Genomic DNA, 24,204 nt, shown 5'->3' with positions numbered 1-24,204 from the left:
AAGGGCCCAAAGCAAGTAACGCGAACCGCAGGAAGGCGAAGCCAAGTTGTACTTCGCGAAGCGTTAGAACGATGTCGTTAGTTCGTCTCGTTTATGCGCCTCGCGAAGTACAACTTCGCGTTACACTTTTTTATATACCCTTCAACGGCCGGGCGCGTGCGACGCGCCCCTACGATTCAATCGGGGCCACGGCTAGCTGGGCTACGGTGCGCTCCAGCAGGTCGGCGAGGGTGTTGGCTTGGGCGCGCAGCTCGGCGTCGGAGGCAGCGGGCGGCGCGGGTAGCTCGGTGGGGCGGGAGAGGGGTTCCAGCTGTGCCACGATGGCCTGCACCGCGTCCACACCCAGCAAATGCAGCGACGGCCGCAGCTTGTGCGCTAGGCTGCCCACGGTTTCCCAGTCGGCGGCGGCGGCGGCTTCGCGCAGCTTCGCCACGTGGGTGGGCGTGTGCGCCGTAAACGAGTCGATAATCTTCTGCATGAAAACCGTGCTGCCGTGGGCCGTCTGGCGCAGCAGCGTGAAGTCGTAGAGCACTTCTTCGACGGGTTCTGTGGCCGGCTCACTGCGGAAAGACGGTAGCGGCTCCTCTATGCCCAGCGCCGCCGCGGGTGGGGGCGGGGGGGCCTGGGTTTCGAGCTGGGCCGCCCGCACGGGCCGCAGGTTGGTTTCCAGCTTCCGGAACAGGTCGTCTTCCTCAAACGGCTTGGACAGGTAGTCGAGGCCGGCGGCGCGGTAGGCTTCGTTGTCGGAGCGCATGACGTTGGCCGTGAGGGCAATAACCGGCGTTTCGGCCCGCAGCGGGTCGGCGTGCTGGCGCAGGTGCTGGGTGACTTCCAGCCCGTTCATGCCCGGCATCTGAATGTCCATGAGCACCACATCGTAGAGGCGGGCTTCCAGCTGGGCCAGCGCCTCGGGGCCGTCGGAAGCCAGGTAGGTTTCCACGCCCCAGCTTTCCAGAATTAGCTGCACGAGCTGCTGGTTGACGGGGTGGTCCTCCACCAGCAGCACCCGCGTGTGGCGCAGCGAGTCATACACGAGCGGCGCGGGAGGGGCCGGCGGCTCCAGGGGCAGCAAGGCCTTGGGCAGCGTGAGCGAGAAGAAGAAGGTGCTGCCCCGGTCGGTTTCACTTTCCACCCACATGCGCCCGCCCAGCTGCTCCACCAGCCGGCGGCTGATGGTCAGGCCCAGGCCCGTGCCCCCGTAGCGGCGCGAAATGTCGGCGTAGGCCTGCGAGAAGCTCTCGAAGATGGTGTCCAGCTTGTCGGGCGCAATGCCAATGCCCGTGTCGCGTACCTGAAACTCGATTTCCAGCTCCTCGTCCGTTTCGCGCAGGAGGCGCCCGGTCAGCTCCACGTAGCCCTGGGTCGTGAACTTGATGGCGTTGCTGAGCAGGTTGAGCAGAATCTGGTTGATGCGGCCGGGGTCGCCGAGCACCACGGAGTGCGGCAGTTGCAGGGGCGTCAGGCGCAGCTCAATACCTTTCTCTTCGGCCCGGAACTCCAGGGTCTGAAACGCTTCTTTGATGGTTTGGCACAAGTCGAAGGGCACCTGCTCCAGCTCCAGCTTGCCCGACTCAATCTTGGCTACGTCCAGCACGTCGTTGATGACGGTGAGCAGGTGGCGGCCCGAGTTGCGCAGAATGCGCAGGTGCTCCTGCTGCACCGGGTCGAGGGGCGTTTTGGCCAGCAGCCCAGCCATGCCCAGTACCCCGTTAATAGGCGTGCGGATTTCGTGGCTCATGTTGGCCAGGAAGTTTTCCTTGGCTTTGGCCGTATTCTCGGCGGCTTCCTTGGCCCGCAGCAGCTCCTGCTCGGCCAGGATGCGCTCGGTAATTTCCTGGCCGTAGGCAATAACATAGGGCGTTTCGCCGGCTTCTTCCACGCGGTAATTGATGTACATGAGGTGGCGGGGCCGGCCGGCCACGTCGCGCAGGGTGAGCAGGCCCGTCAGCTCCTGCTGCACGCGGGTTTTGGCCATGTACTCGTTGAGCTGGCCGTGCAAGTCGGCGTGCAGCACCTCGCGCAGGTGGCGGCCCACCAGCTGCTCGGGCGTGTGGCCCACCAGCTGGGCCGCCGCCGGGTTCACCGACAGCAGCCGCCCCTCCAGGTCGTGGGTGCAAATCAGGGCCTGGGAGTAGTGCATCAGGTCGCGGTACTGCTTGGCGCTGCGCTCCAGAGTCTGGCGGGCCAGCTTCATTTCGGTGATGTCGGTGCTCACGCCCAGCACGTTGACGGAGCCATTGGCCCGGCGCAGAGGGCGCTTTACCGTTTGCAGCCAGAGCGTGGTGCCGTCGCGCAGGGTGTAGGTGGTTTCCAGCACCAGCTCCTGGCCCGTGCGCATCACGTAGTCGTCGGTGCTGATAAACTCGCGGGCTTCGGCGGCCACCCGGCTGTCGGGGTCGTTGAGGTCCACGTCGCGGTGGTCACTCCGGGCCACAATCTCATCGAAGGTGCGGTTGCTGAACAGCACCTTGCCCCGGCCATTGGTTACCCAAATGATGTTGGGGGTGGTATCGACTACCATGCGCACAAACTCCTGCTGCTCCAGCAGGGTAGCCTCGCTGCGGCGCACCCGCTCCTCGGCGGCGTGGCGCTCCGTGATGTCGATGCCGTAGCCAATGACCAGGCGCAGCTCATTGTCGGGCCCGAACACGGGCTGCATGTGGCGCAGGGCCAGGCGCTGGCCGTTGCCGCTGGGGTCCGGAAAGGTTTCTTCCCAGGCTATGAGGCTGCGCTGCTCCACGGCCCGCCGGAAAATGCCGCGCCGCTGCTGAGCCAGCTCCAGCGGCCGGTTGCGGTACGCCAGGTACTCAAAGTCGTCGTGGCCGATAATCCACTCCCGCAGCGCCTGGTCGCGGATGGCGGCGGGGTTCACGTAGCGGTAGCGGTGCTCGGCGTCGAACACGGCCACGTCGGCGGGCAGCTGGCTGAGCACCGTTTCGTAAAACTCCTGCTGCTCGGCCAGGCGCTTTTCGGCATCCTTGAGGCCCGTGATGTCGGTGAAGTACAGGTTCACGTACTGGTCGTCGACGAAGGGCACCACGGCCAGCTGGTAGCACCGGTCGGCAAACCCAACTTCGAGCTGCTGGGCCTGGTTGGCGGCCAGCGCCGCCGTGGCTGCCTCGTAGAGCTTCCCCGCCAGCTCAGGCTGCGTGACAGGGGTAGTGTACTCCCGGTGCAGGGCCTCGGCGGCGGGGTTGGCGTACAGCACGTGGCCGTTCACGTCGAGGCGCAGGGTAGGGTTAGGGCTCTGGCCCGGAATCCGGGACAAGGAATGCAGGTGCTGCTCGGTGCGCCGCGCCTGCGTCACGTCCCGAAACGACAGCAGGTAGCCGGCCGGGACCAGCTCATCCTGCCCGCTCATGGGCACAAAGTCCAGCTCCAGCACGGTGCCATCGGCCAGGGCCAGGTCTTCGCCCAGCACGCGCTGGTTGGCCCGCCGAATGGCTTCCAGGCGCTGGCGGGCCACCTCGGGGCGGGCCGTCCGGTTGAGTAGCTGCTCCAGCACCGGCGCTACGGGCTGCTCCAGCAAGTCCACGGGTGTTTGCTGCAGCCCAAACAAGTCGCAAAACTCCTGGTTGAGTAGGGCCACCATGCCGTGATAATGCACCACCAGCACCGCCACGCGCAGGTTCTGGGTGAGGCGGGTGATGCTGTCGGTCAGGCGGTTCACCACCCGCTGCGTCGAGGCCAGGTGGCGGCGCAGGTCGCGCACCTGCTGCTCGGCGGCGGCGCGGGCCTGGCGCTCCAGGGCCAGCTGTTCGGGCAAGGAAGCCAGGTCAGAATCAGATTCGGAGGAAGGAAACATGGGGCAGCGGGCAGCCGGTGGCGGGGCCGCAAAGCTAAGGTTGCTCGGGCGCCGGCGCCGGCCAGATAAACACGATACTAGTAAGGGGAAAGGTACGCAATAGCCGGCATCAGACCAATGCCACCGTCGCCCCGAAACCAGCTACCAGTCCCGCTCCCAGCGCCAAACCCGTCCACACTTGCGCCGGGGTGTGGGCGTGCAAAGCCAAGCGGGCCCAGCCCACGGCAGCGGCCACCAGTGCAGTGCCGGCCAGCCACCCCGCAGCGTGCCCCGGTGCCACCCCGCCCAGGTATAGTAGGGCCAGCAGCGCCACGGCACCCCCCACGCCCACGCTATGCGCCGAAATCTTCCAGCGCAGCGTAATCAGAAACGTCAGCACCACGGCCCCCGTCATGCCCAGCATCATCTGCGGCAGCAAGGCATCAAAGCGGCCGGGGCGGTGCAGCAGCACGGCCGCCGCCCCAAAGCCGATGGCGGCCAGTAGCAAGGGCCACGCCCGCTGCCGCCGCTCAGGCAGCTCCAGCGAATCCACCAGGCCCAGATAGTACAGCACAGCCGTACCAAGCGTAGGCAGCACAAACGTGAACAGCACCACCACGCCCAGCACCACCCACCGGTCGGGCAGCTCCGGCTGCTGCACCGCTCCCGGCAGCTGGTAGCACACCACGTAAAACAGGTAGAACGGCACCAGCAACGGATGAAACACCGCCGATAAAGCCGTGGCGAGGGGTTTGTTCACAAGGGACTAAGGGACTTGGAAGCTTAAGGACTTAGAGGATGTTGGAAAGTTACTAGACCGTCCTGCTGAGCCTGTCGAAGCATCTCTCCCGCTTCGTCCTCACGATTGAAGTTACCCCCGGTAGAGATGCTTCGACAGGCTCAGCAGGACAATAGCATTGCAATGTCAACACGCGAGCTGCTTCGCCTTCGCCTCCGGCTGCGCTTAACAGGACGGTCAACTAAGACCCTAAGACCCCAAGCCCCTAAGTCCCTGCTTACAACTCCTTCCGCAGGCGGGCTACCGGAATGTTCAGCTGCTCACGGTACTTGGCTACGGTGCGGCGGGCAATGTTGTAGCCGCGGGCGTTGAGCATCTTTTCCAGCTTGTCATCCGACAGCGGCTTGGCTTTGTTTTCGCCGTCGATGATTTCCTTGAGAATGTGCTTGACCTCGCGGGAGCTGGCGTCCTCGCCCGAGTCGGTGGCAATGCCTTCGGAGAAGAAGTACTTGAGCGGGTAGATGCCGAACTCGGTCTGCACCGATTTGGAGTTGGCCACCCGGCTCACCGTGCTGATGTCCATGCCGATTTCCTGGGCTATGTCCTTCAGAATCATGGGCCGCAGCTTGCTTTCGTCGCCGTCGAGGAAAAACTCGCGCTGGTAGCGCACAATGGCGTCCATGGTGCGCAGCAGCGTGTTCTGGCGCTGCCGGATGGCGTCGATAAACCACTTGGCCGAGTCCAGCTTCTGCTTCACGAAGGTCACGGCCTCCTTCATCTTCTTGTCCTTCTTCGAGGCCTTGTCGTAGGCCCGGAACATCTCGGTGTAGGCCGGCGACACGCGCAGGTCGGGGGCGTTGCGCGAGTTCAGGGTCAGGTTGAACTGCCCGTTCTCGTTGGTGAGGATGAAGTCGGGAATGATGTACTGCACCTTGCCCATGCCCACCGGGCCGGTGCCGCCGGGCTTGGGGTTGAGCTTGAGAATCAGGGCAATGGCTTCTTTCAGCTCGTCGTCCTCCAGGTCCAGCTTCTGCTGAATGCGCTGGTAGTGCTTCTTGGTAAACTCATCGAACGTCTCGTTCAGGATACGCTCGGCGTATTCGGTTACCTCGTCCTGGGGGCGGCGCTCCAGCTGGAGCAGCAGGCACTCCTGCAAGTCGCGGGCCCCGATGCCGGGCGGGTCGAAGCTCTGAATGACGTGCAGCACAGCTTCAATCTCGGGCACGGTGGCCTCGATGTTCTGTGAAAACGCCAGGTCGTTGGCAATGGCGGCCAGGTCGCGACGGATGTAGCCGTCGTTGTCGATGGAGCCAATGAGCTGGCGGCCAATGGCTTCCTGCTTTTCATCGAGGTCGGCAAAGCCCAGCTGATCGAGCAAGGAGTCCACCAGGGAGCCGCTGGTGTCGGCCAGGGGCATTTCCCGGTCGTCCTCGTCCTCACCGGGGCCGTCGCCCTGCATTTTATAGCCGGCTATTTCATCGTCGTTGAGGTAGTCGCTCAGGTCGAGGTCGTCGCCACTGTCGTCTTTCGAGTCGGCGGGTTCTTCTTTCGTGGGTAGCTCTACTTCGGGCTGCTCTTCGCTACGGTCGTCAAAATCCTCGTCCAGGGTGTTATCCGGGTTGTCAAACTCGGCGTCGGGGTCGTTGTCGAAGTCCTCATCCGAGTCGTCCGAATCGTCGCGGTCCTGCTCCTCAAATTCCTCCTCGTGGTCGTCGCCTTCCTCCAGGGCCGGGTTTACCTCCAGCTCCTCCTTGATACGAGCTTCCAGCTCTGCCGTCGGAATTTGCAGCAGCTTAATGAATTGTATTTGTTGGGGGGACAGCTTCTGAGAGAGAAGCTGCTTCATGTCCAGTCGTTGCATACTCTGAAAACGCGTACACCCCGCCAGGGTCGAAACGGGGTGTTAGGTCAAATATAGGCCTTTCTGTACTTGGGTTGGCGCTAAAATGTTAGGAAAGAAATAGCGCCGAAACTATGTGAGGTCTATTCCGCGACGAGCCAAGCGGGTAGGGCAGTCGGCACCCGCCCAGATACTGGCTTGGCTCGTCGCGGAACGGATTTCCGCGCTACTTTTGCCTTCCGCAACTTTTTATCATTCAGAAGAACACAATCTTTCGATGGCTGACCTCCGACGAACCAGCGTGCAAGAGCTGTTGCGCAGCACCGACCTGGACCGCGACGTGCTGGTGCGCGGCTGGGTGCGCACCCGCCGTGGCAACAAATACGTGCAGTTTATAGCCCTGAACGACGGCTCCGGCTTCAATTCCATTCAGGTAGTGGCCAATGCCGAGCAGTTCCCGGAGGAGAAGCTGAAGGCCGACGGCGTGGAGAACGGGGCCGCCGTGCAGGTGCGCGGCCGGCTGGTAGCCTCCCAGGGTAAAGGGCAAGCCGTTGAAATTCAGGCCGAAGAAATTACGGTGTACGGCACCGCCGACCCCGCTGCGTACCCACTCCAGAAAAAGGGGCACACGCTAGAGTTTCTGCGCGACATTGCCCACCTACGCCCCCGCACCAACACCTTTGGAGCGGTGCTGCGCATCCGGCACGCCATGGCTTTTGCCATCCACGACTACTTCAACCGCCACGGCTTCTACTACGTCCACACGCCCATCATCACCGGCTCCGACGCCGAGGGCGCCGGCCAGATGTTCCGCGTCACAACCCTGCCCGACCAGAACCCGCCGCTGATGGAGGACAAGTCGGGCGTGGACTACAAGCAGGACTTTTTCGGCAAGCAAACCAACCTCACCGTATCGGGGCAGCTGGAGGCCGAGGTAGCGGCCCTGGCCCTTGGCAAGGTGTACACCTTCGGGCCCACGTTCCGGGCCGAAAACTCCAACACCGCCCGCCACTTGGCCGAGTTCTGGATGGTGGAGCCCGAAATGGCCTTCTACGACCTCCAGGACAACATGGACCTGGCCGAGGACTTCCTCCGCAGCCTGGTGCGCTACGCCCTGGAGCACTGCCCGGAAGACCTGCAATTCCTCAACGACCAGTACGATAAAGAGCTGCTCAGCCGCCTGCGCTTCGTGGTCGACAACGATTTCCAGCGCCTCACCTACACCGAGGCCGTGGACATTCTGAAGTCAGCCAAGCAGAAGTTCGAGTTTCCGGTGGACTGGGGCACCGATTTGCAATCGGAGCACGAGCGGTATTTGGTGGAGAAGCACTTCCGGAAGCCGGTTATTCTCACCAACTACCCCAAGGACATCAAGGCCTTCTACATGAAGCTGGACGAGGACGGCCGCACCGTGCGGGCCATGGACGTGCTCTTCCCTGGCATCGGCGAAATCATCGGCGGCTCCCAGCGCGAAGAAGACCTGGAGAAGCTGCGCCGCCGCATGGCCGAGATGCACGTACCCGAGCACGAGCTGTGGTGGTACCTGGAGCTGCGCAAGTACGGCACCGCGCCCCACGCCGGCTTCGGCCTGGGCTTTGAGCGCCTGCTGCTCTTCGTGACCGGCATGGCCAACATCCGGGACGTTATTCCCTTCCCGCGGTACCCGAAAAGCGCGGAATTCTAAACCACGGATTCCGGCGGATTTTTCGGATTACGCGGATTTTGTGCATGGGTAGAAAAGCAACAGGTGGTTCCGGGTGGGGCCGCCTGTTGTGTTTTATAAATTATCAAGCGGTGCACGTGGTTTAGTCCACTCTTGAGGTAGTACGTTGTTGGCAATATCGGCTTGGATGGACTCAATTAACCGGCGGGCTAGTTCGAGTTGAGCAGCAGGACTGAGTCGCATCAAGTCAGGTAGTATACGCGCTATGAAAGCTTCCTCAGCAAGATCTAGAGTAGCCATAACGGGATAAGTTGAATCTGCGCAAGATAACGAAACGCGCCTAGCAGTAATTCCGCAGCTCCTTGTCATCCACGGCTACTAGCGCATCGAAGCGCAGCTCGAAGCCGTCGGCGAGGCGGAGGTACTCCACTTTTTCGCGGAGGTAGAGGTCTTGGATAGTGCCGTGGTAGGTGCTGGGCGGCGTGTCGGGCTGGGTGCGGTAAGTGAGGGTGCAGGCCTGGCCGGTAGTGGCGCGGGCTTCCAACTCGTCATAAAACGAGCAGCTGATGGGGCGGTACGTGGCTGACGTAGGCATAACGCAGCAAATGGTTACGGGGAAGAGTTAAGCCGCTTCGGCCGGTTCGTGCACGGCCACCAGCCAGTCGAGGCGCAGCTCGCAGCCATCCGAGAGACACAGGTACTCTACCTGCTCGCGCCGCCGAAGGTTTACGACCACCCCGCTGACGCTGAACTGGGCCGATGTGCCGGGCGTGCGGTACACCAGCAGGCAGCGGTGCCGCCGCCCAATCAAGGCCAGCAAATACGCGCGGGTGCGGCGGGGGCTGGCACCAAGGGGAGAGAACATAGCGCCCTGAACGGATTGAACCTTAAAAAGATGCATCAATTGTATACGCAGTGGGAGCCGCGCCTGGATTGCCGGGCCGCTGGACTGCTCTTCTGGCGTTTTTAGCCGAAAAAGGCCCCACTTCCTCGGCTGCGCTAGCCGGCGAAGTGGGGCCAGAAAGGAAGAACAGCCACCGGCGGCCGAAAGGACAAAACCTAGTGCTTGCCTTTGCCGTGGCCCTTGCCGGGGTGGCCGCCTCCGTGCTTGCTGTGGCCCCGGTCGTCATGGTCATCATGGTCGTAGCGCACGCCGGGCTGCACCACAATCACGCCGGGACCGGGAGCCGCGCGGCGCATCTTCTTGGCCTGGCCGGGCGGCATGCCGTGGGGGTGGCCTTTGTAGCCGTAGCGGCTCCGGTGCTCCTGCACCCGCACCCACGGCGTAGCCCCGCGGTAATCAATAACGATGGGGTGGAACTGAGCGGGATTGTAGCCGCTGAGCGAGGCTACGCGCAGCCACTTCCCGTCGCGCTGCACGATGTAGCGCTGGGCTTGCAGGTCGTAGTAGCCGCCGTACTCGGGCACGTAGTAATACTGCGCACCGGCCGGCGCAGCCGGGCCCCAGCTGGGCGGGTTGATGTTGATGGTAACCTGGGCGCGGGCGGCTCCCGCCGTGAGCAGCACGGCCAGCAGACCCGAAAAAGCGAGCTTGGAAAGCGTCTTCATACACAGAAAAGCTACGTGGAAAAAACAGCTGCGACCCGTGAGGCAAGAACAACGCCAAAGTCCAGCTTGGGGCCAGCTGGCTTCGGCTACAGATGCCGACCTGTACCCCACCCCCAGCCCACGCCGCCTCATGCGCGGAATCTAGCGTGAGGTAAGACGGCTGATACGGAAAGCGCAGGGGACAAAAGCCGACGGTTGCTTGTTACAGACCATCTGCCTCGGGGTGAGCTTTCGGTGGCTGTTGCCAAACCGACTGGCAAAGAAGCTATTCGGGCTAGTTGCCGGCTCACCTTTTGCGTACTTTTGCAGACTTATCCGCTTCGCTGCCGCATGGCCAAAAAATCAACTGCTTCCGCTTCTGCTACCACCGCTGCTGCCGCTCCTAAGGCCAAGCGCAAGGCTGCCCAACCTGCTGCCGCGGCCGTAGCCGACCACGCCGGCCACCACACCACCGAAGCCGTGCAGGCCGTGCCCCGCGCCGAAGTGGTGAATGAGGCCGTTATTGAACAGCACGTAGCCGCTACCCGCGGCCAGCTCACTGGCCCCGCCGACCTGGAAGCGCCCTACATCGAGGTGTACGGGGCGCGGGAGCACAACCTTAAAAACGTGTCGGTGCAGATTCCGCGGGGGCGGCTGGTGGTGTTTACGGGCATTTCGGGTTCGGGCAAGTCGTCGTTGGCTTTCGACACGATTTACGCCGAGGGGCAGCGGCGCTACATGGAAACGTTTTCGGCCTATGCCCGCTCGTTCATGGGTGGGCTGGAGCGGCCCGACGTGGACAAGATTGAGGGCTTGTCGCCGGTGATTAGCATCGAGCAGAAGACGACCTCGCGCAACCCCCGCTCCACGGTGGGCACCATCACCGAGATTTACGACTTCCTGCGCCTGCTCTACGCCCGCACGGCCGAGGCCTTCAGCTACGCCACCGGCCAGAAGATGATCCGGCAGAGCGACGACCAGATTATCAACTACATTCTCAAGCACTACAAGGACAAGAAGCTGGTGGTGCTGGCCCCCGTAGTGAAGGGCCGCAAAGGCCACTACCGGGAGCTGTTTCAGCAGGTGGCCAAGCTGGGCTTTACCAAAGTGCGCGTCGATGGCGAGCTGCTCGACATCACCCCCAAGATGCAGGTGGACCGCTACAAAATCCACGATATTGAAATTGTCATCGACCGGCTGGTAGTGAAAGAAGAAGACCGGTTCCGGCTGTCGGGCTCCATGCAGAACGCCCTGACCCACGGCAAGGGCACGGCTCTGGTCCTGGACCCGGATACGCAGAAAACGCAGTTTTTCTCGCGCTTCCTGATGGACCCGGCCACTGGCATTGCCTACGACGACCCGGCGCCCAACACGTTCAGCTTTAACTCGCCCTACGGCGCCTGCCCCACCTGCAATGGCCTGGGCGAAGTGCAGGAAATAACCGAAGACTCGGTGATGCCCGACAAGAAGCTCAGCATCAGTCGCGGCGGCATTGCGCCCCTGGGTGAGTACCGCGACATCTGGATTTTCCAGCAGCTGGGCGTTATTCTCAAGAAACACAAGGCCAGCCTGAGCACGCCCCTGGAAAAGCTGCCGCCGGACCTGGTGGAGCGGCTGCTGCACGGCATCCCGGAGGAGGAAGACGCCGACCCGAAAAAGGCCAGCTACTCCGAGCCGTTCGAGGGCATCATTCCCTTCCTGCGCCGCCAGATGGAATCCGATTCCGAGAACATTCGGGAGTGGATTCAGCAGTACACCCAGGCCCAGGAGTGCCCGGAGTGCCACGGCTTCCGCCTCAAGAAAGAAAGTCTGCACTTCAAGCTCGACGGCCGCCACATCGGGGAGCTGTCTATTATGGACCTAAGCCAGCTGGCTTCCTGGTTTGAGGGGCTGGAAGACCGGCTCACGGAGCGCCAGAACCTGATTGCGCGGGAGCTGCTGAAGGAAATCCGCAAGCGCATCGGGTTTTTGCTGGAAGTGGGCCTCGACTACCTCAACTTGCACCGCTCGGTCCGCACGCTGAGTGGGGGTGAGAGCCAGCGCATCCGGCTGGCCACGCAGATTGGCACCCAGCTCGTGGGCGTGCTCTACATCATGGACGAGCCCAGCATCGGCCTGCACCAGCGCGACAACGAGCGCCTGATCAAGGCCTTGCAGCACCTACGCGACCTGGGCAACTCGGTCATCGTGGTGGAGCACGATAAAGACATGATTCTACACGCCGACCACGTGCTCGACATCGGCCCCGGCGCGGGCATTCACGGCGGCCACATTGTGGCGGAAGGCTCCCCGACCGAGATTTTCTCGTCGGGCTCCCTCACGTCGCAGTACCTAAGCGGACAGAAGCACATTGAGCTGCGCAAGAAAAAGCGCAAGGGCGAAGGCAACGAGCTGGTACTGAAGGGTGCGCGCGGCCACAACCTCAAAAACGTGACGGCCAAGTTTCCGCTGGGCAAGCTCATTGCCGTCACGGGCGTGTCGGGCTCGGGCAAGTCGAGTTTGATTCACGATACGCTCTACCCGATTCTCAACCAGCACTTCTTCAACAGCAAGCGGGAGCCACTGGCGTACGACAAGATTGAAGGGCTGGAGTTTATCGACAAGGTAATTGAGGTGGACCAGTCGCCGATTGGGCGCACGCCGCGCTCCAACCCGGCCACCTACACCGGCGTGTTCACCGAAATCCGCCAGCTGTTTGCTTCGCTGCCCGAGGCCAAAATTCGCGGCTACGGGCCGGGGCGCTTCTCGTTCAACGTGAAGGGCGGGCGCTGCGAAACCTGCGAGGGCGCCGGCATGCGCACCATCGAAATGAACTTCCTGCCCGACGTGCACGTGCCCTGCGAAACCTGCAAAGGCCGCCGCTACAACCGCGAAACGCTGGAAGTGCGCTTCAAAGGCAAGAGCATCACCGACGTGCTCGACATGACGGTGGAAAAAGCCGTGGAGTTCTTCGAGTTTCAGCCCCGCATCCTGCGCAAAATCCAGACCCTGAACGAAGTGGGCCTGGGCTACCTCACCCTGGGCCAGCAAGCCACCACGCTAAGCGGCGGCGAAGCCCAGCGGGTGAAGCTGGCCACCGAGCTAAGCAAAAAGGACACCGGCAAAACCTTCTACATCCTCGACGAGCCCACCACCGGCCTGCACTTCGAGGACATCAGCCACTTGGCCGCCGTGCTCCACAAACTGGCCGACAAAGGCAACACCGTCCTCATCATCGAGCACAACCTCGACCTGATTAAAGTAGCCGACCACATCATCGACATCGGTCCCGAAGGCGGCGCGGGCGGCGGCACCATCGTGGCCCAGGGCACGCCTGAGCAAGTGGCCAAAGCCGCCAAAGGCCACACCAGCCGCTTCCTGGCCGAGGAGCTGAAAACCAGCAAGTATGCCGATGTGGCGTAAGCTTCAGCTTGCGCCGTACGCCGCACGCCCGATACCGGACAACTGGTTTTTTAACCAAGTAAAAAGCTCGCTGTGTATTCCGCAGCGGGCTTTTTGCATCTGCGTGGCACATTGCTTCTTCATCCTCAGAAAAATATTCCATCACGCAACCAACCATTCCCTCACGGCCTGACACTTTCCGTCAAATTTCAGGTCCCTGTCTGTGACTGCCTCTCCTCTGCCCCTCGAAGAACAGCACCTGCTCACTGGCTGCCTGGCCCAGGACCGGCACGCGCAGTACCAGCTGTACCAGCGCTACAAGTCGGCTATGTTTTCGGCGGCCCTGCGCATTCTCAACGACCGGGACCTGGCCCAGGATGCTTTGCAGGAGGCTTTTGTGGAGGTGTTTCAGCACCTAGCCGACTTCCGGCAGCAGTCTACCCTGGGGGCTTGGATTAAGACCATCGTGGTGCGGCGGGCCCTGCGCACCCTGCGGCGCGAGCAGCGCATGGACGTGTACGACCAGGAGCGCCACCCCGAGCCCCTAGTAGCCTGGCACGACAACCTCACGGGCGAGGCCCTGGAAAAGGCCATTGGCGAGCTGGCCGCCGGCTACCGGGCCGTGTTTTGCCTGGTGGAGGTAGAAGGCTATGCCCACCGCGAGGTAGCCGAGCTGCTGGGCATCACGGAGGGCACCAGCAAGTCGCAGCTCTACCACGCCAAGCGCCTGCTGCAACGCAAACTTCAGCATCTCTACTCATGAGTACGATACCCGAACAACCGGAAGCCGGCCGCCCCAATCTGCGGCGGGCTCTCGATACCCTTCCTCAGCACGAGCCCGATTCGGCTGCCTGGGCCGCCATTGAGGTCCGGCTGGCCGCTGACGAGGCTCTGGCCCGTGCTGTGCCCGCGCTACCCCAGCACGAGCCCGACGACGCCCTCTGGGGCCAGATTGCTGCGCGCCTGGATCAGGCCGCGCCCGCCCTATCACTCTCTAAAGTTGAAGCGCCGACTGGGGAGGCCGTGGTGCGGTCCTTGTGGCCGGCTCCGGCCATGCGCCGTGTGCTGGCCCTGGCCGCCAGCGTAGTGCTGCTGCTGGGCGTGTGGTGGCTGTTGCGCCCCGCCACTATCGGCCCCCGCGAAACGGTGGCTTACACCCAGGAAGAAGTGGTGCCCCTGCCCGCCCCACCCACTGCCCCGGCCGCCGACCCGCTGGAGCAGCAAGGCTTGTCCTTCATTGATGCGCACTGCACCTCGCTGCCCACCGTGTGCCAGACGGGCGAGTTCCGCTCCCTGCGTAGCCAGCTGACCGAGCTGGAAACCGAGCAGGCCCGCCTCCAGCAGGACGTCCGCCGCTTCGGCCAGTCGCCGGAATTGCTGCGCCAGCAGGCCCAGCTTACGGCCCTGAAAGCTTCTATTACCCGCGAACTAGTTCAATTGCTTATCTCATGAACCGTGTCCTTGTCACTTACTCCTTGGCACAGCTGCGAACGGGCCTGCTGGCCGCGCTGCTGGGGCTGCTCCTGCTGCCCGCAGCCTGGGCGCAGCAGAAAGTGCAGGTCGTGACCCGCACGCTGGAGCAAAGCTGGAGCTGCCCGCCCGGCATGGCCGTGCGCATCCGGGCCGAAAAAGCCACGCTGCGGGTGCGGGGCTGGGACAAGCCCACCGTGCAGGTGACCTTGCGGCTGAGTGCCCGGCACCCCGAGCGGGCCGTGGCCGAGCAGGACCTGCCCGTGGCCCGCTACCGCCTGCAAAAGAACGGTAATGCCCTGGACTTGCTTAACTTCTTTTCCCTGCCAGCCGGCGCTCCGGCCGTGCGCAGCGACCTGCGCGCCGAGTACACCGTGCTTATGCCGGCCGGCAACCCCATCCACATCATTAACGCCTACGGGCAAACCGAGCTGGCCGACCTGACCGGGGAGCAGGAGCTGGAACAGAGCTTCGGGAAGATTATGCTCAGCAACCTGCGCGGCACCCTGGCCATAACGGCCCGCTACGCCAGCCTGGCCGCCACCAACGTGCAGGCTAGCTTCCGCTGCGACGCCAACAAGTCCAGCGTGGAGCTGCTGGGGCTGGGCGGCACCTGTTTCGTGCGCAACTTCTACGGCAACATCCGGGTGCAGCCTACGGCGGCCCTGCGCAAGCTCACCGTAGAGGCCGACCGTACCGAAGTGGTCATCAGCGCCCCGCAGCCGGAGCAGTTTGCCTATCAGCTGGGCGTGCTGCAAGGCACCCTGACCGTGCCCCCAGCCTACAACGAGGCGAAGAAGGGGAGCAGCCGCGCCACACTAGCTACGCCCCAGGGCAAGCGGCCTTTGCTCCACGTGAATACCTCCTACGCGCCGCTGACGCTGCAAACCCAGGCGCTTTCCTCCCAGCTCTGAGCAGCCGGCCTGCCTCCAGCTGCTCCGGGTGTCTTGTTCTTCCCCTGCTACACGCTCCTTTGCCATGCCACACTCGTCTACCTTTCGCATCTGCCAACAGCTGCTCTGCGCGGGGCTGCTGGCCGGTGCCACCTCTTCGGCCCTGGCCCAAACCACTCCCGCCGACACTGCCCGCCTGAGCTACGGCGAAGAAACCGTGACTGCGCCTCCTCTGGTAGCCGATACGCTGCTACGGGTGCAGCGCGAAGACCAGGGCCTGTGGAAGCTGGGCCTGAACAACTTCACCCTGAGTAGTGCCAACCTGCTCGATTCCAGCAGGTACTACACCCGCCACGGAGTGCATATAGCGTATGAGCGTCGGCTGGGGCACCCGGCTTGGTCGGTGATGGGCGAGGTAAGCCCGGCCGTGATTCGCTACCGCACCGAGGCCGGCGCGGCTCTGAAGCGGCGTTTGGAGGTGCGCACCCAGCTAGCCGGGCGCTACTACTATAACCTAGGGCGGCGCCTGCGCCTAGGCCGAAATACCACCCACTTCTCGGCCAATTACGTGTCACTAGCCTTCGCCAACCGGGTAAGCCCGCTGCGCGACTATGCAGAGCTGGGCGCTGTGTATGGCTTGCAGCGCCGCCTGGGCCGCTACAGCTTTCTGGACGTCAACGTCGGATTGGGCAGCGACTTATCCAGCCGCATGCCAGGGCTGTATCCTACGGGCAGCTTTCGCATCGGGGTGGCGCTCAGCTCCTGGCCGGTAGCGCCGTACCAGGCCCGGCCAGTTCCCCTGAACGAGGACCAGACCTTGCGTCCGCGCGCTTATGCCGGCCTGTTCCTGGGGGGCTATATCTATCAGGTGCACTACTCCGCCAGCAGCCCCTACCGAACCTTGCCCAATCAGTTGCCCTCTACCGTTACAGGAAATCAGTCAGGAGTGGGAGTGTATGATCTGGACTTTTTTCCTCTCTACTACTATGCCGGCTACTACGTAAGCTCGCGCCTAGCCGTGCAGGTGGGGTGGCAGCAAGCCAGCACTAGCTCGTCCAGAAGTGCAGCCAACTCGTCAGGCCTTACTGCCCAAGGAGTGGCGAAAGAGCGGGGCGTGGCGGTGCCCACGTTGGTGCGCTACTCCCTCACCCGCGTCTTCCTGAAGCGGTTGCAGTTCGACGCCGTGGGCGGACTGGTACCGATATGGTCGTCGGTGCGCTACCGGGAGCAGTGGCTCACTAATGGGCAAATCACGAGTGAATACGGCTTTCGGCGCCGCGCTTTCGGGCTGCACGCCACCGGCGGTCTGAATATCAGCTATGGGTTCGGACGGCGGCGGCGCATCCAGCTCACCTCGGAGCTGATGCTGACGACAGCCCTGCGGGAACGGGCTAAGGGAACCGACCAGAATCTGCGAGGTGGCATCAGCGTGCTCGGTTTGCGCTACCGGTTTGGCTATCGGTAGTTTGCCGTCCCGGAATGCAAAAAGCCCGTTACACAGCTGTAACGGGCTTTTTTTGCTAGTATACTAGCAAGCATAGGCCGAAGCATATGCTACATCATAGCAGCATGCTTCTTCGACATATCCAAGTGGCTTTGTACTACAGGCGTCGTCTTGTTAATGAAGCCTTGCAGGTCGGCGTCCTGGGTCATTTTCAGGTGAGCCTTCATGGTGTTCACCGTCTTCTGGTGGTCGAGTACCATCTGGTCCATGAACTTCTTCTCGAACTCCTTGCCCGACAAGGCCCGCATGGACGTGGCAATGGCTTTGTGCTCCTCGTCCATGTCGGTGGGCAAGGTCACGCCTTTTTTCTGGGCCACGGCCTTCAGGTCGGCTGTCGACTTGGTGTGGTCCTTAATCATCATGTTGGCGTGGTCCTTGGCCATGCCCGTTACGCCTTTTTCCAGGGCCAGCTTGCTTAGCTGAATCTCGTTCTGGTCGCTGTGGGCCGCCGACTTCATGAACTCCTCGTCGGTGGAGTGCGGAGCCGTGGGGCCTTGGTCGTCGGTGTTAGCGGCCGAAGGTGTGGTGGCGTCGGTGGCGGCAGCCGTGCTGCTCGTGCCACTGGTTTCGGCGGCGTCCGGGGTGCCGTTGCCGCGCCCGCTCGACGTGTCGGTGGCGGTGGTAGCGCCGGCCGTGTCGGTGTTGGAGGTGTTGCAGGCTCCCAGGCTCAGCAGGCCCAGGCAGGCTACGGAAAGGATGATGCGTTTCATAGACGTTGGTGGTTAATTAGTGGTAAGTACGGAGAGAGAGTTCTGAGTAGGAGTGCGTTAGGGGCGCGGCGTGGCAGCGGTGCTGTCCGTAGCCGCCCCAGCGGAGTCGGCATCGGCCGTAACAGTGGGGCCGGCCTGGTTGTCAATCACCACGGCGTCGGCTTTTACCCCGCCTTCGTCGGCGGCCTGGTTCATGTCGCTGACGGCTTCGCCAGCGGTGGCGTCGTCGCGTTTTTCGGTGTTGCAGCCGCTCAACAGCAGCACGGAAGCTACAGTAAAGGCCGGCAGGAAGCGCATTTTCATAGAGAAAGCAAAAGGAGAGAAAGTTATTTTTTCAGTTGGTCCTGCACCTGTTCGGCGGCTTCGAGGTGCTGCTTGAGCTGAGCCAGCTGCCGGGCGGCCAGCGCCCGGATGTCGCCGTCGTAGGCATCTTCGCTCATGTCGTCGTAGTCGTCGATGCTCTGCTCGTGCAGCTTCTCCAGCTGCTCCAGGTAGCGCGTGTCGAAGGCCGGGCCGTTAAGGGCCGTCAGCTCGCCGGCCTGCTCGCCCTGGTCTTTACCCAGGGCCGAGGGCAACACAATGCTTTTCTGCGCCGCCAGAGTTTTCACTTCCTGCTGCAAGCCCGTGTGCTGGCTGACGATGGTTTGGGCCAGCGTTTTGACGGCCGGCGAGGTGGCTTTGCGCAAGGCTATCTGGCTGATTTCCAATAGCAACATGCCGCGGCTAGCGGCGTTTACGACAAACTCGGCGTCGCGCTGCTGCTTTTCGGTTATGTCTTGTTCGCCGATGCGCTTCTCGTTCTGAAACTTGGCTTCGGCTACCGGGTCCTTGTTGCTCTCACCGCCCGAGCAGGCTACGAGCAGTGGCAACAGCAGCAAACCAGTCCATCGAGCAACCAGCATAAAGTCAAAGTTTTAAAGAAAGGCGAGTGATGAAAAGGCTATACGAGCCCTAACGGTTGGGGTTGGTATCTGGCCGGCTTAAAAAACCTTCCCGCTTAGCTAAACTCAACCGTAATTGGCTCATTAGCCAGCGGCACCTGGCCGGACAATATGGTATAAACAAACTGCCGCCGGCTGCACTAGCAACCGGCGGCAGTTCACTGTTTGGGCGTACGGGGCGGCTTATTTTGCCACTACCACGGTGCCGCGCAGGGTCAGCACCTGCGGCGCGTCGGCGGTGTTAGTCGTAACGGTTACGGTTTTGTTGAAGCCGCCCAGGTTGGCGGCATTGAAAGTGGCCGTAATGGCTGCCGATTGGCCGGGCTGGATGGCTTCGGTGGGGTAGGAAGTGGCCGTGCAGCCGCAGGAACCTTGCACTTGGGTGAGCAGCACGGGCACTTTGCCGGTGTTTCTGAACGTGAAGGTGGCCGTGACGGGCACAGCCTGCACGATTTCGCCGAAGTTGTGCTGCGTGGTGCGCCACTGCACGGCACTGCTGGCGACGGGTGCGGCGGCCACCGCCGCCGGAATGGAAGCAACAAACGAAGTTTCGGAGAAGCCGAGAGTGGCCGCCGCTGCGGTAAGCAAAAACGCAATTTTCATGGCTGTTTAGGGCAAATGAAAGGTGAGAAGATAGAGTGGTGGCGCCGGTTCAAAGGTAGATAAGCGGTTCTGGCAGCGGTGTTAAGGAAAGCTCAAGAGTTGTTAATGAGATGTTAATGCCGCCGGTGAGCCGCGGCCGGAGCGCGGGGCAGTAGTAGCTTAGGGGCATGAATTCGGCCACCATTCGGACGGTAATCGTGCTGGGCGTGGTGTCGGTGCTGGGCATCGTCACCATGCAGATGTATTGGGTGCGCAAGGCCTTCGACAACGAAGAGCGGCAGTTCAACCAAAGCCTCTGCATTGCCCTGAAAAATGTGGCCGCCCGCCTGGCTACTTACAACGGCGTGGCCCTGCCGGCGCAGAGCCCGGTTAGCCAGCTGTCATCGAACTATTACGTGGTCAACGTCAACGACCGGATAGATGCCGGCGTGCTGGAGCACTACCTGCGCCAGGAGTTCAACGCCCTCAACCTGCGCATGGACTACGAGTATGCCATCTACGACTGCACCACCGATCGGATGGTGTACGGCAGCTACGTGAGTGCCCGCGCCCCGCGCCCGGCGGCTCCGGTGGCGGCGCTGCCCAAGTATCACCGCTACACTTACTACTTCGGGCTGCACCTGCCCGCGCGGACTTCCTACCTGGTAAGCCGGCTCGATATCTGGATGCTGATGTCGGTGATTCTGCTGGTGGTAACGGGCTTTTTCGGGTACGCGTTGTTCGTGATTCTGCGTCAGAAGCAGCTGTCGGAAGTGCAGCGGGACTTCATCAACTCCATGACCCACGAGTTCAAAACGCCCATTGCCACCATCGGGCTGGCCGCCGATGTGCTGGCCGCCCCCGACGCGGCCCAGCACCCACAGCGGCTGCGCAGCTACGCCGGCATCATTCAGGAAGAAAACCGCCGCCTCAACCAGCAGGTAAACAAGGTGTTGCAGCTGGCCCGCGGCGAGCGGGCAGTCCTGGGCCTGCACCCCGAGCGGCTCGACCTGCACGCGCTGATTGAGCAAGTGGTGCGCAACTTTCCCGCGCCGGCCCGCATCGAAACCGAACTGGCGGCCCGGCCCGCCCACGTTCACGCCGACCCTACGCACCTGGCTAACCTGCTGTTCAACCTGCTCGACAACGCCGTGAAGTACGCCGCCGCGGCGCCGCTGGTGGTGCGCCTGGGCACGCGCACCCACGGCCGCCAGCTGCACCTCACCGTGGCCGACAACGGCGTGGGCATTGCGCGCCCGTACCAGCGGCGCGTGTTCGAGAAGTTCTTCCGGGTGCCCGCCCCAGCGGCCCGCGCGGCGGCGCCGGCGGGGTTTGGGCTGGGCCTGTACTACGTGCGCAGCGTGGCGCAGGCCCACCGCTGGCACTTGTCGCTGAACAGCGCGCCGGGGCAGGGCAGCACGTTCACGCTCGTTATGCCGGGGGAGCCTGCCTATGCCTGAGCCCCAGCCCGCTGCCCGCCTGCTCTACGCCGAAGACGACGTGAACCTGGGCTTCATAACCTGCGACTTGCTCACGGGCCGCGGCTACCACGTCACGCACTGCCCCGATGGCGCCGCGGCCCTGGCCGCCTTCGACCAGGGCATGTTCGACTTGTGTTTGCTGGACGTGATGCTGCCCGGCGCCGATGGCTTTGCCGTAGCCCAGCACATTCGCCGCCGCAACGCCCACGTACCCATCTTGTTTCTCAGCGCCAAATCACTAAAAGAAGACCGGATAGCCGGCCTGCAAACCGGCGCCGACGACTACATTACCAAGCCCTTCAGCTTCGAGGAGCTGGTGCTGCGCATCGAGGTATTCTTGAAGCGCCGCACCGTGGGCGGGCCGGCGCGGCCAGCAGAAGTACGGCTGGGCCAGTACCGCTTCAACGCCGACAACCTCACGCTGACCGGGCCGGCCGGGGCGGCAGTTCTCACCCAGAAAGAAGCCCAACTGCTTGCCCTCTTCAGCCAGCGCCCCGGCCAGGTGCTGCGGCGCGAAGACATCCTGCAAACCCTCTGGGGCTCCGACGACTACTTCCTGGGCCGCAGCCTCGACGTGTTCATCTCGCGCCTGCGCAAGCACCTGCGCCACGACCCCGCCTTGCAGCTGCGCAACGTGCCCCGCGTGGGCTTTGTGCTGAACGTGGCCGCCGCGCCGTAGGGCCGTTCCACGGCCGGGCGCGTGCGACGCGCCCCTACTGCCCGCGAAACTGAGGCTTGCGCTTCTCCAGAAAAGCCTGCACGCCCTCTCGGTAGTCCTCCGACTCGCCGGCAATCTGCTGGCAGTAGGCTTCGTAGTCGAGCATTTCGTCAAGAGTGCTGGCACCGGCTTTGTTGAGCATCTGCTTGATGAGGCCGATGGACTTGGTGGGCGCCTGGGCGTAGCGCGTGGCCAGGGCGTAAGTGGCCTCGTCGAGCTGCTCGGGCGCTACTACCTGGTTCACCAGGCCCAGCCGCAGCGCCTCCTCGGCCGTTACCTTGGAACCCAGTGTGCACAGCTCAAACGCCTTGAGCGTGCCCACCAGCCGCGGCAAAAACCACGACGAGCCCGAGTCGGGTACCAACCCAATATTAATAAATACCTCAATCAACGAAGCTTCCGACGAGGCAATAACAGCGTCGCAGGCCAGGGCCAGGGAGCAGCCGGCACCGGCCGCCACCCCATTGAGCCGCCCAATAATGGGCTTGGGCAGCCCGCGCATGGCCCGGATGATGGGGTTGTAGCGTTTGTGCAGGGAGTCGTAGAAGGAGCGGGGCTGGCCCTCAGCGGCTTCGGCTTCCTTGGCGGCTTTCAAATCCTGCCCCGAGCAAAATGCCCGCCCGGCCCCGGTCAGCACCACGGCCCGCACGCTGGCGTCGCGGGCCACCTGCTTTAGGGCGTCCTGTAGCTCGTAGCTCTGCGCGTCGTTGAAGGCGTTGAACACGTCGGGGCGGTTCAGGGTGATGGTGGCGACGCCATCCGGGCGCACGTCGTAGAGCAGGCAGGAGTACATGAGGAAATGAGTGAATCGGTGAATGAGTGACTGAGTGAATGGGTGAGTAAAGATACTGTCATCCTCATCTGGCTTCCGCGCAGCAAAGAGCCTGCTCACGATGGTACGGTGTCGGTTGCACAATAGGGTCGGGTTAGCAGTATCCGCTCAGGTGTTATAAGGCCCTTTGCACAGCTCAAGATGACAGCCTATTCACTCATTTGCTCATTTACTCATTCACTCATTCCCTTTCAGCAGCGCCTCGGCAATCAATAAGTCTTCTGGGGTAGTAATCTTGATATTGCGGTAGTCGCCGTCTACTAGATGAATCGGGTGCAAGTCTTCTACCACGCTGGCGTCGTCGGTGAAGGTGGGCAGCTCGGACAGCTGGTAGGCCCGGCGCAGCAGGTTAATTTCAAAGCACTGCGGGGTTTGCACGAGGCGCAGGCGGCTGCGGTTGAGGGCATAAGAACCCTGCTGGCTCAGGTTGCGCACCGAGTCCTTGGGCACCACCGCTGCTACCGCCGCGCCGTGGTTGTGGGCGGCCTGAAACGTGGCTTCAATGACGGCAGCCGGCGTGAGGGGCCGCACCCCGTCGTGCACGGCCACGATGCCAGCCGTGTGCTGCTGCAGGTGGGCCAAGCCGTTGCGCACCGAAGCCCAGCGCGAATGGCCGCCTGCCACCACCGCGTGCGGCAACCCCACGGCGTAGCGCGCACAAAGCTGCTGCCAGGTGTCAAACTGGTCGGGGGGCAGCACCACCACGCACTCCTGCACGCCTAGGGCCGGCTCCGAAAACCGCCGCAGCGTGTGCACCAGCACCGGCTCCCCGCCCAACTCCAGAAACTGCTTGGGCCGGTCGGTGCCCATGCGCGTGCCGCTGCCCCCGGCAACGATGATGGCAAAGCGGGATGTAGACATGAGAGGTGAGAAGTGAGAGGTGAGAAGGACAATTGCAAGACAGCAAAACGCCCGGCCACCAAAGGTAGCCGGGCGTAAGCGGTTCGTGAAGTTTCTGGAAGTGACGAAGGTCTACCCTCTCATGTCTCACCTCTCACTTCTAACTTCTCACCTCTATAAAATCAACATGGCGTCACCGTAGCTGAAGAACTTGTACTTCTCCTTGATGGCGGTTTGGTAGGCTTCGATGAGGAAGTCGTAGCCGGCAAAGGCGGCGGCCATCATCATCAGCGTGCTTTCCGGGGTGTGGAAGTTGGTGAGCAGCGTGTTGGCAATCTTGAAGTCGTGGGGCGGGAAGATGAACTTGTCGGTCCAGCCCTCGGTCGGCTTCAGGCGCGAGTTGGCCGACACCGACGACTCCATGGCTCGCATGGAGGTGGTACCCACGGCACACACCCGCTTCTTGGCATCCAGGGCCCGGTTCACCACCGCCGCCGACTCGGCCGGCACGATGAAGTTCTCCGAGTCCATCTTGTGCTTGGTCAGGTCCTCCACGTCTACGGGCCGGAATGTGCCCAGGCCCACGTGCAGAGTCACCGGCACCACGTCCACCCCTTTGATTTCCAGGCGCTTCAGCACCTCACGGGTGAAGTGCAGGCCCGCCGACGGAGCTGCCACGGCGCCGGTGTGCTTGGCGTAGATGGTCTGGTACCGCTCTTTGTCGGCGGCCTCAGTGTCGCGCGGAATGAACTCCTTCGGGATGGGCGTCTCGCCCAGGTCGTGCAGGGCTTTGTAGAATTCCTCGTCGGTGCCGTCGAACAGAAACTTGATGGTGCGGCCGCGGGAAGTGGTGTTGTCAATAACCTCGGCCACCATGTCCGACTCGCCGAAGTACAGCTTGTTGCCGACCCGGATTTTGCGGGCCGGGTCTACGAGCACGTCCCACAGGTGTACTTCCTTATTCAGCTCGCGCAGCAGGAACACTTCAATCTGGGCGCCGGTTTTCTCTTTATTGCCGTACAGGCGGGCCGGAAACACCTTCGTGTCGTTGACCACCATCACGTCGCCGTCGCCGAAATACTCGATAATATCTTTGAACACGCGGTGCTCAATCTTGCCGCTGTCGCGGTGCAGCACCATTAGGCGCGACTCGTCGCGGTTTTTGGCCGGGTGCTGTGCCAGCAGGCTTTCCGGTAAGTCAAATTTAAACTCAGACAGTTTCATGGGCCAGACAGGGCAATAGAAGGGGAACCTACTACAAAAATTTGAGCCGCGAAA

General features: G+C 62.6%; 21 protein-coding genes. 8 read left to right on the top strand and 13 right to left on the bottom strand.

What is annotated here, in order from left to right:
- Window positions 1–169 precede the first annotated feature (169 nt).
- From OIS53_RS13775 to rpoN, 3 genes are all read right to left on the bottom strand, one after another.
- Window positions 170–3,805, bottom strand: a complete 3,636-nt coding sequence (locus OIS53_RS13775; RefSeq protein WP_264679154.1) for a PAS domain S-box protein — start codon at window positions 3,803–3,805, stop codon at window positions 170–172.
- Between the two features lie 109 nt (window positions 3,806–3,914).
- Window positions 3,915–4,544 carry a hypothetical protein gene (locus OIS53_RS13770; protein ID WP_264679153.1) on the bottom strand — a complete coding sequence of 210 codons (630 nt, stop codon included), beginning with the start codon at window positions 4,542–4,544 and terminating at the stop codon, window positions 3,915–3,917.
- A gap of 256 nt (window positions 4,545–4,800) precedes the next feature.
- Complete coding sequence (rpoN, locus tag OIS53_RS13765) at window positions 4,801–6,384, bottom strand: RNA polymerase factor sigma-54 (protein WP_413775162.1); 1,584 nt, start codon at window positions 6,382–6,384, stop codon at window positions 4,801–4,803.
- A 256-nt stretch (window positions 6,385–6,640) separates the two neighbouring features.
- On the opposite strand from rpoN, the gene asnS reads away from it, so the two are divergent.
- Window positions 6,641–8,047 (top strand): asparagine--tRNA ligase, encoded by a 1,407-nt coding sequence (gene asnS, locus OIS53_RS13760; RefSeq protein WP_264679151.1) that lies wholly within the window; start codon window positions 6,641–6,643, stop codon window positions 8,045–8,047.
- A 319-nt stretch (window positions 8,048–8,366) separates the two neighbouring features.
- On the opposite strand, the gene OIS53_RS13755 is transcribed toward asnS, so the two are convergent.
- The 3 genes from OIS53_RS13755 to OIS53_RS13745 all read right to left on the bottom strand — a co-directional run bounded on the left by OIS53_RS13755 (window position 8,367) and on the right by OIS53_RS13745 (window position 9,595).
- The gene (locus OIS53_RS13755; RefSeq protein WP_264679150.1) at window positions 8,367–8,621 is read right to left on the bottom strand and encodes a hypothetical protein; all 255 of its coding nucleotides are present in this window, start codon (window positions 8,619–8,621) and stop codon (window positions 8,367–8,369) included.
- A 27-nt stretch (window positions 8,622–8,648) separates the two neighbouring features.
- Window positions 8,649–8,891, bottom strand: a complete 243-nt coding sequence (locus tag OIS53_RS13750; protein WP_264679149.1) for a hypothetical protein — start codon at window positions 8,889–8,891, stop codon at window positions 8,649–8,651.
- A gap of 194 nt (window positions 8,892–9,085) precedes the next feature.
- Window positions 9,086–9,595, bottom strand: a complete 510-nt coding sequence (locus tag OIS53_RS13745) for a hypothetical protein (RefSeq protein WP_264679148.1) — start codon at window positions 9,593–9,595, stop codon at window positions 9,086–9,088.
- 330 nt (window positions 9,596–9,925) lie between these two features.
- Between OIS53_RS13745 and uvrA the strand changes: the two genes are divergently transcribed.
- The 5 genes from uvrA (at window position 9,926) to OIS53_RS13720 (ending at window position 16,783) form a co-directional block, all read left to right on the top strand.
- Window positions 9,926–12,976: an excinuclease ABC subunit UvrA gene (gene uvrA / locus OIS53_RS13740; protein WP_264679147.1), complete on the top strand. Its 3,051-nt coding sequence runs from the start codon at window positions 9,926–9,928 to the stop codon at window positions 12,974–12,976.
- A gap of 202 nt (window positions 12,977–13,178) precedes the next feature.
- Window positions 13,179–13,718 (top strand): RNA polymerase sigma factor, encoded by a 540-nt coding sequence (locus OIS53_RS13735; RefSeq protein WP_264679146.1) that lies wholly within the window; start codon window positions 13,179–13,181, stop codon window positions 13,716–13,718.
- Complete coding sequence (locus tag OIS53_RS13730; protein WP_264679145.1) at window positions 13,715–14,407, top strand: hypothetical protein; 693 nt, start codon at window positions 13,715–13,717, stop codon at window positions 14,405–14,407. The genes OIS53_RS13735 and OIS53_RS13730 overlap by 4 nt, the downstream gene beginning before the upstream one ends.
- Window positions 14,404–15,339 carry a hypothetical protein gene (locus OIS53_RS13725; protein ID WP_264679144.1) on the top strand — a complete coding sequence of 312 codons (936 nt, stop codon included), beginning with the start codon at window positions 14,404–14,406 and terminating at the stop codon, window positions 15,337–15,339. Before OIS53_RS13730 ends, OIS53_RS13725 begins: the two co-directional genes overlap by 4 nt.
- 64 nt (window positions 15,340–15,403) lie before the next feature.
- Complete coding sequence (locus tag OIS53_RS13720; RefSeq protein ID WP_264679143.1) at window positions 15,404–16,783, top strand: hypothetical protein; 1,380 nt, start codon at window positions 15,404–15,406, stop codon at window positions 16,781–16,783.
- A gap of 89 nt (window positions 16,784–16,872) precedes the next feature.
- Here OIS53_RS13720 and OIS53_RS13715 read toward each other — a convergent pair whose 3' ends face one another.
- From OIS53_RS13715 to OIS53_RS13700, 4 genes are all read right to left on the bottom strand, one after another.
- Entirely contained in the window at window positions 16,873–17,532 is a 660-nt protein-coding gene (locus OIS53_RS13715) for a DUF4142 domain-containing protein (RefSeq protein WP_264679142.1), read from the bottom strand.
- A 57-nt stretch (window positions 17,533–17,589) separates the two neighbouring features.
- On the bottom strand, window positions 17,590–17,835 hold the full coding sequence (locus OIS53_RS13710) for a hypothetical protein (protein WP_264679141.1): 246 nt from the start codon (window positions 17,833–17,835) through the stop codon (window positions 17,590–17,592).
- Between the two features lie 23 nt (window positions 17,836–17,858).
- Entirely contained in the window at window positions 17,859–18,434 is a 576-nt protein-coding gene (locus tag OIS53_RS13705; RefSeq protein ID WP_264679140.1) for a DUF4142 domain-containing protein, read from the bottom strand.
- Window positions 18,435–18,656: 222 nt separating this feature from the next.
- Entirely contained in the window at window positions 18,657–19,076 is a 420-nt protein-coding gene (locus OIS53_RS13700) for a DUF1573 domain-containing protein (protein WP_264679139.1), read from the bottom strand.
- A gap of 167 nt (window positions 19,077–19,243) precedes the next feature.
- On the opposite strand from OIS53_RS13700, the gene OIS53_RS13695 reads away from it, so the two are divergent.
- Together OIS53_RS13695 and OIS53_RS13690 are read left to right on the top strand one after the other, a co-directional pair.
- A complete protein-coding gene (locus OIS53_RS13695; RefSeq protein ID WP_264679138.1) occupies window positions 19,244–20,515 on the top strand; it encodes a sensor histidine kinase in 1,272 nt (423 codons plus the stop codon).
- Window positions 20,508–21,215 carry a response regulator transcription factor gene (locus OIS53_RS13690; RefSeq protein WP_264679137.1) on the top strand — a complete coding sequence of 236 codons (708 nt, stop codon included), beginning with the start codon at window positions 20,508–20,510 and terminating at the stop codon, window positions 21,213–21,215. The genes OIS53_RS13695 and OIS53_RS13690 overlap by 8 nt, the downstream gene beginning before the upstream one ends.
- 34 nt (window positions 21,216–21,249) lie before the next feature.
- Here OIS53_RS13690 and OIS53_RS13685 read toward each other — a convergent pair whose 3' ends face one another.
- The 3 genes from OIS53_RS13685 to queA form a co-directional block, all read right to left on the bottom strand.
- Window positions 21,250–22,047: an enoyl-CoA hydratase-related protein gene (locus tag OIS53_RS13685; protein ID WP_264679136.1), complete on the bottom strand. Its 798-nt coding sequence runs from the start codon at window positions 22,045–22,047 to the stop codon at window positions 21,250–21,252.
- A 216-nt stretch (window positions 22,048–22,263) separates the two neighbouring features.
- Window positions 22,264–22,947, bottom strand: a complete 684-nt coding sequence (locus tag OIS53_RS13680; protein ID WP_264679135.1) for a 2-C-methyl-D-erythritol 4-phosphate cytidylyltransferase — start codon at window positions 22,945–22,947, stop codon at window positions 22,264–22,266.
- A 153-nt stretch (window positions 22,948–23,100) separates the two neighbouring features.
- Window positions 23,101–24,150, bottom strand: a complete 1,050-nt coding sequence (gene queA, locus OIS53_RS13675) for a tRNA preQ1(34) S-adenosylmethionine ribosyltransferase-isomerase QueA (protein ID WP_264679134.1) — start codon at window positions 24,148–24,150, stop codon at window positions 23,101–23,103.
- Window positions 24,151–24,204: the final 54 nt, after the last annotated feature.

Source organism: Hymenobacter sp. YIM 151500-1, from assembly GCF_025979885.1.
Lineage (GTDB): Bacteria > Bacteroidota > Bacteroidia > Cytophagales > Hymenobacteraceae > Hymenobacter.
This window is presented reverse-complemented; position numbering and strand designations above follow the sequence as displayed.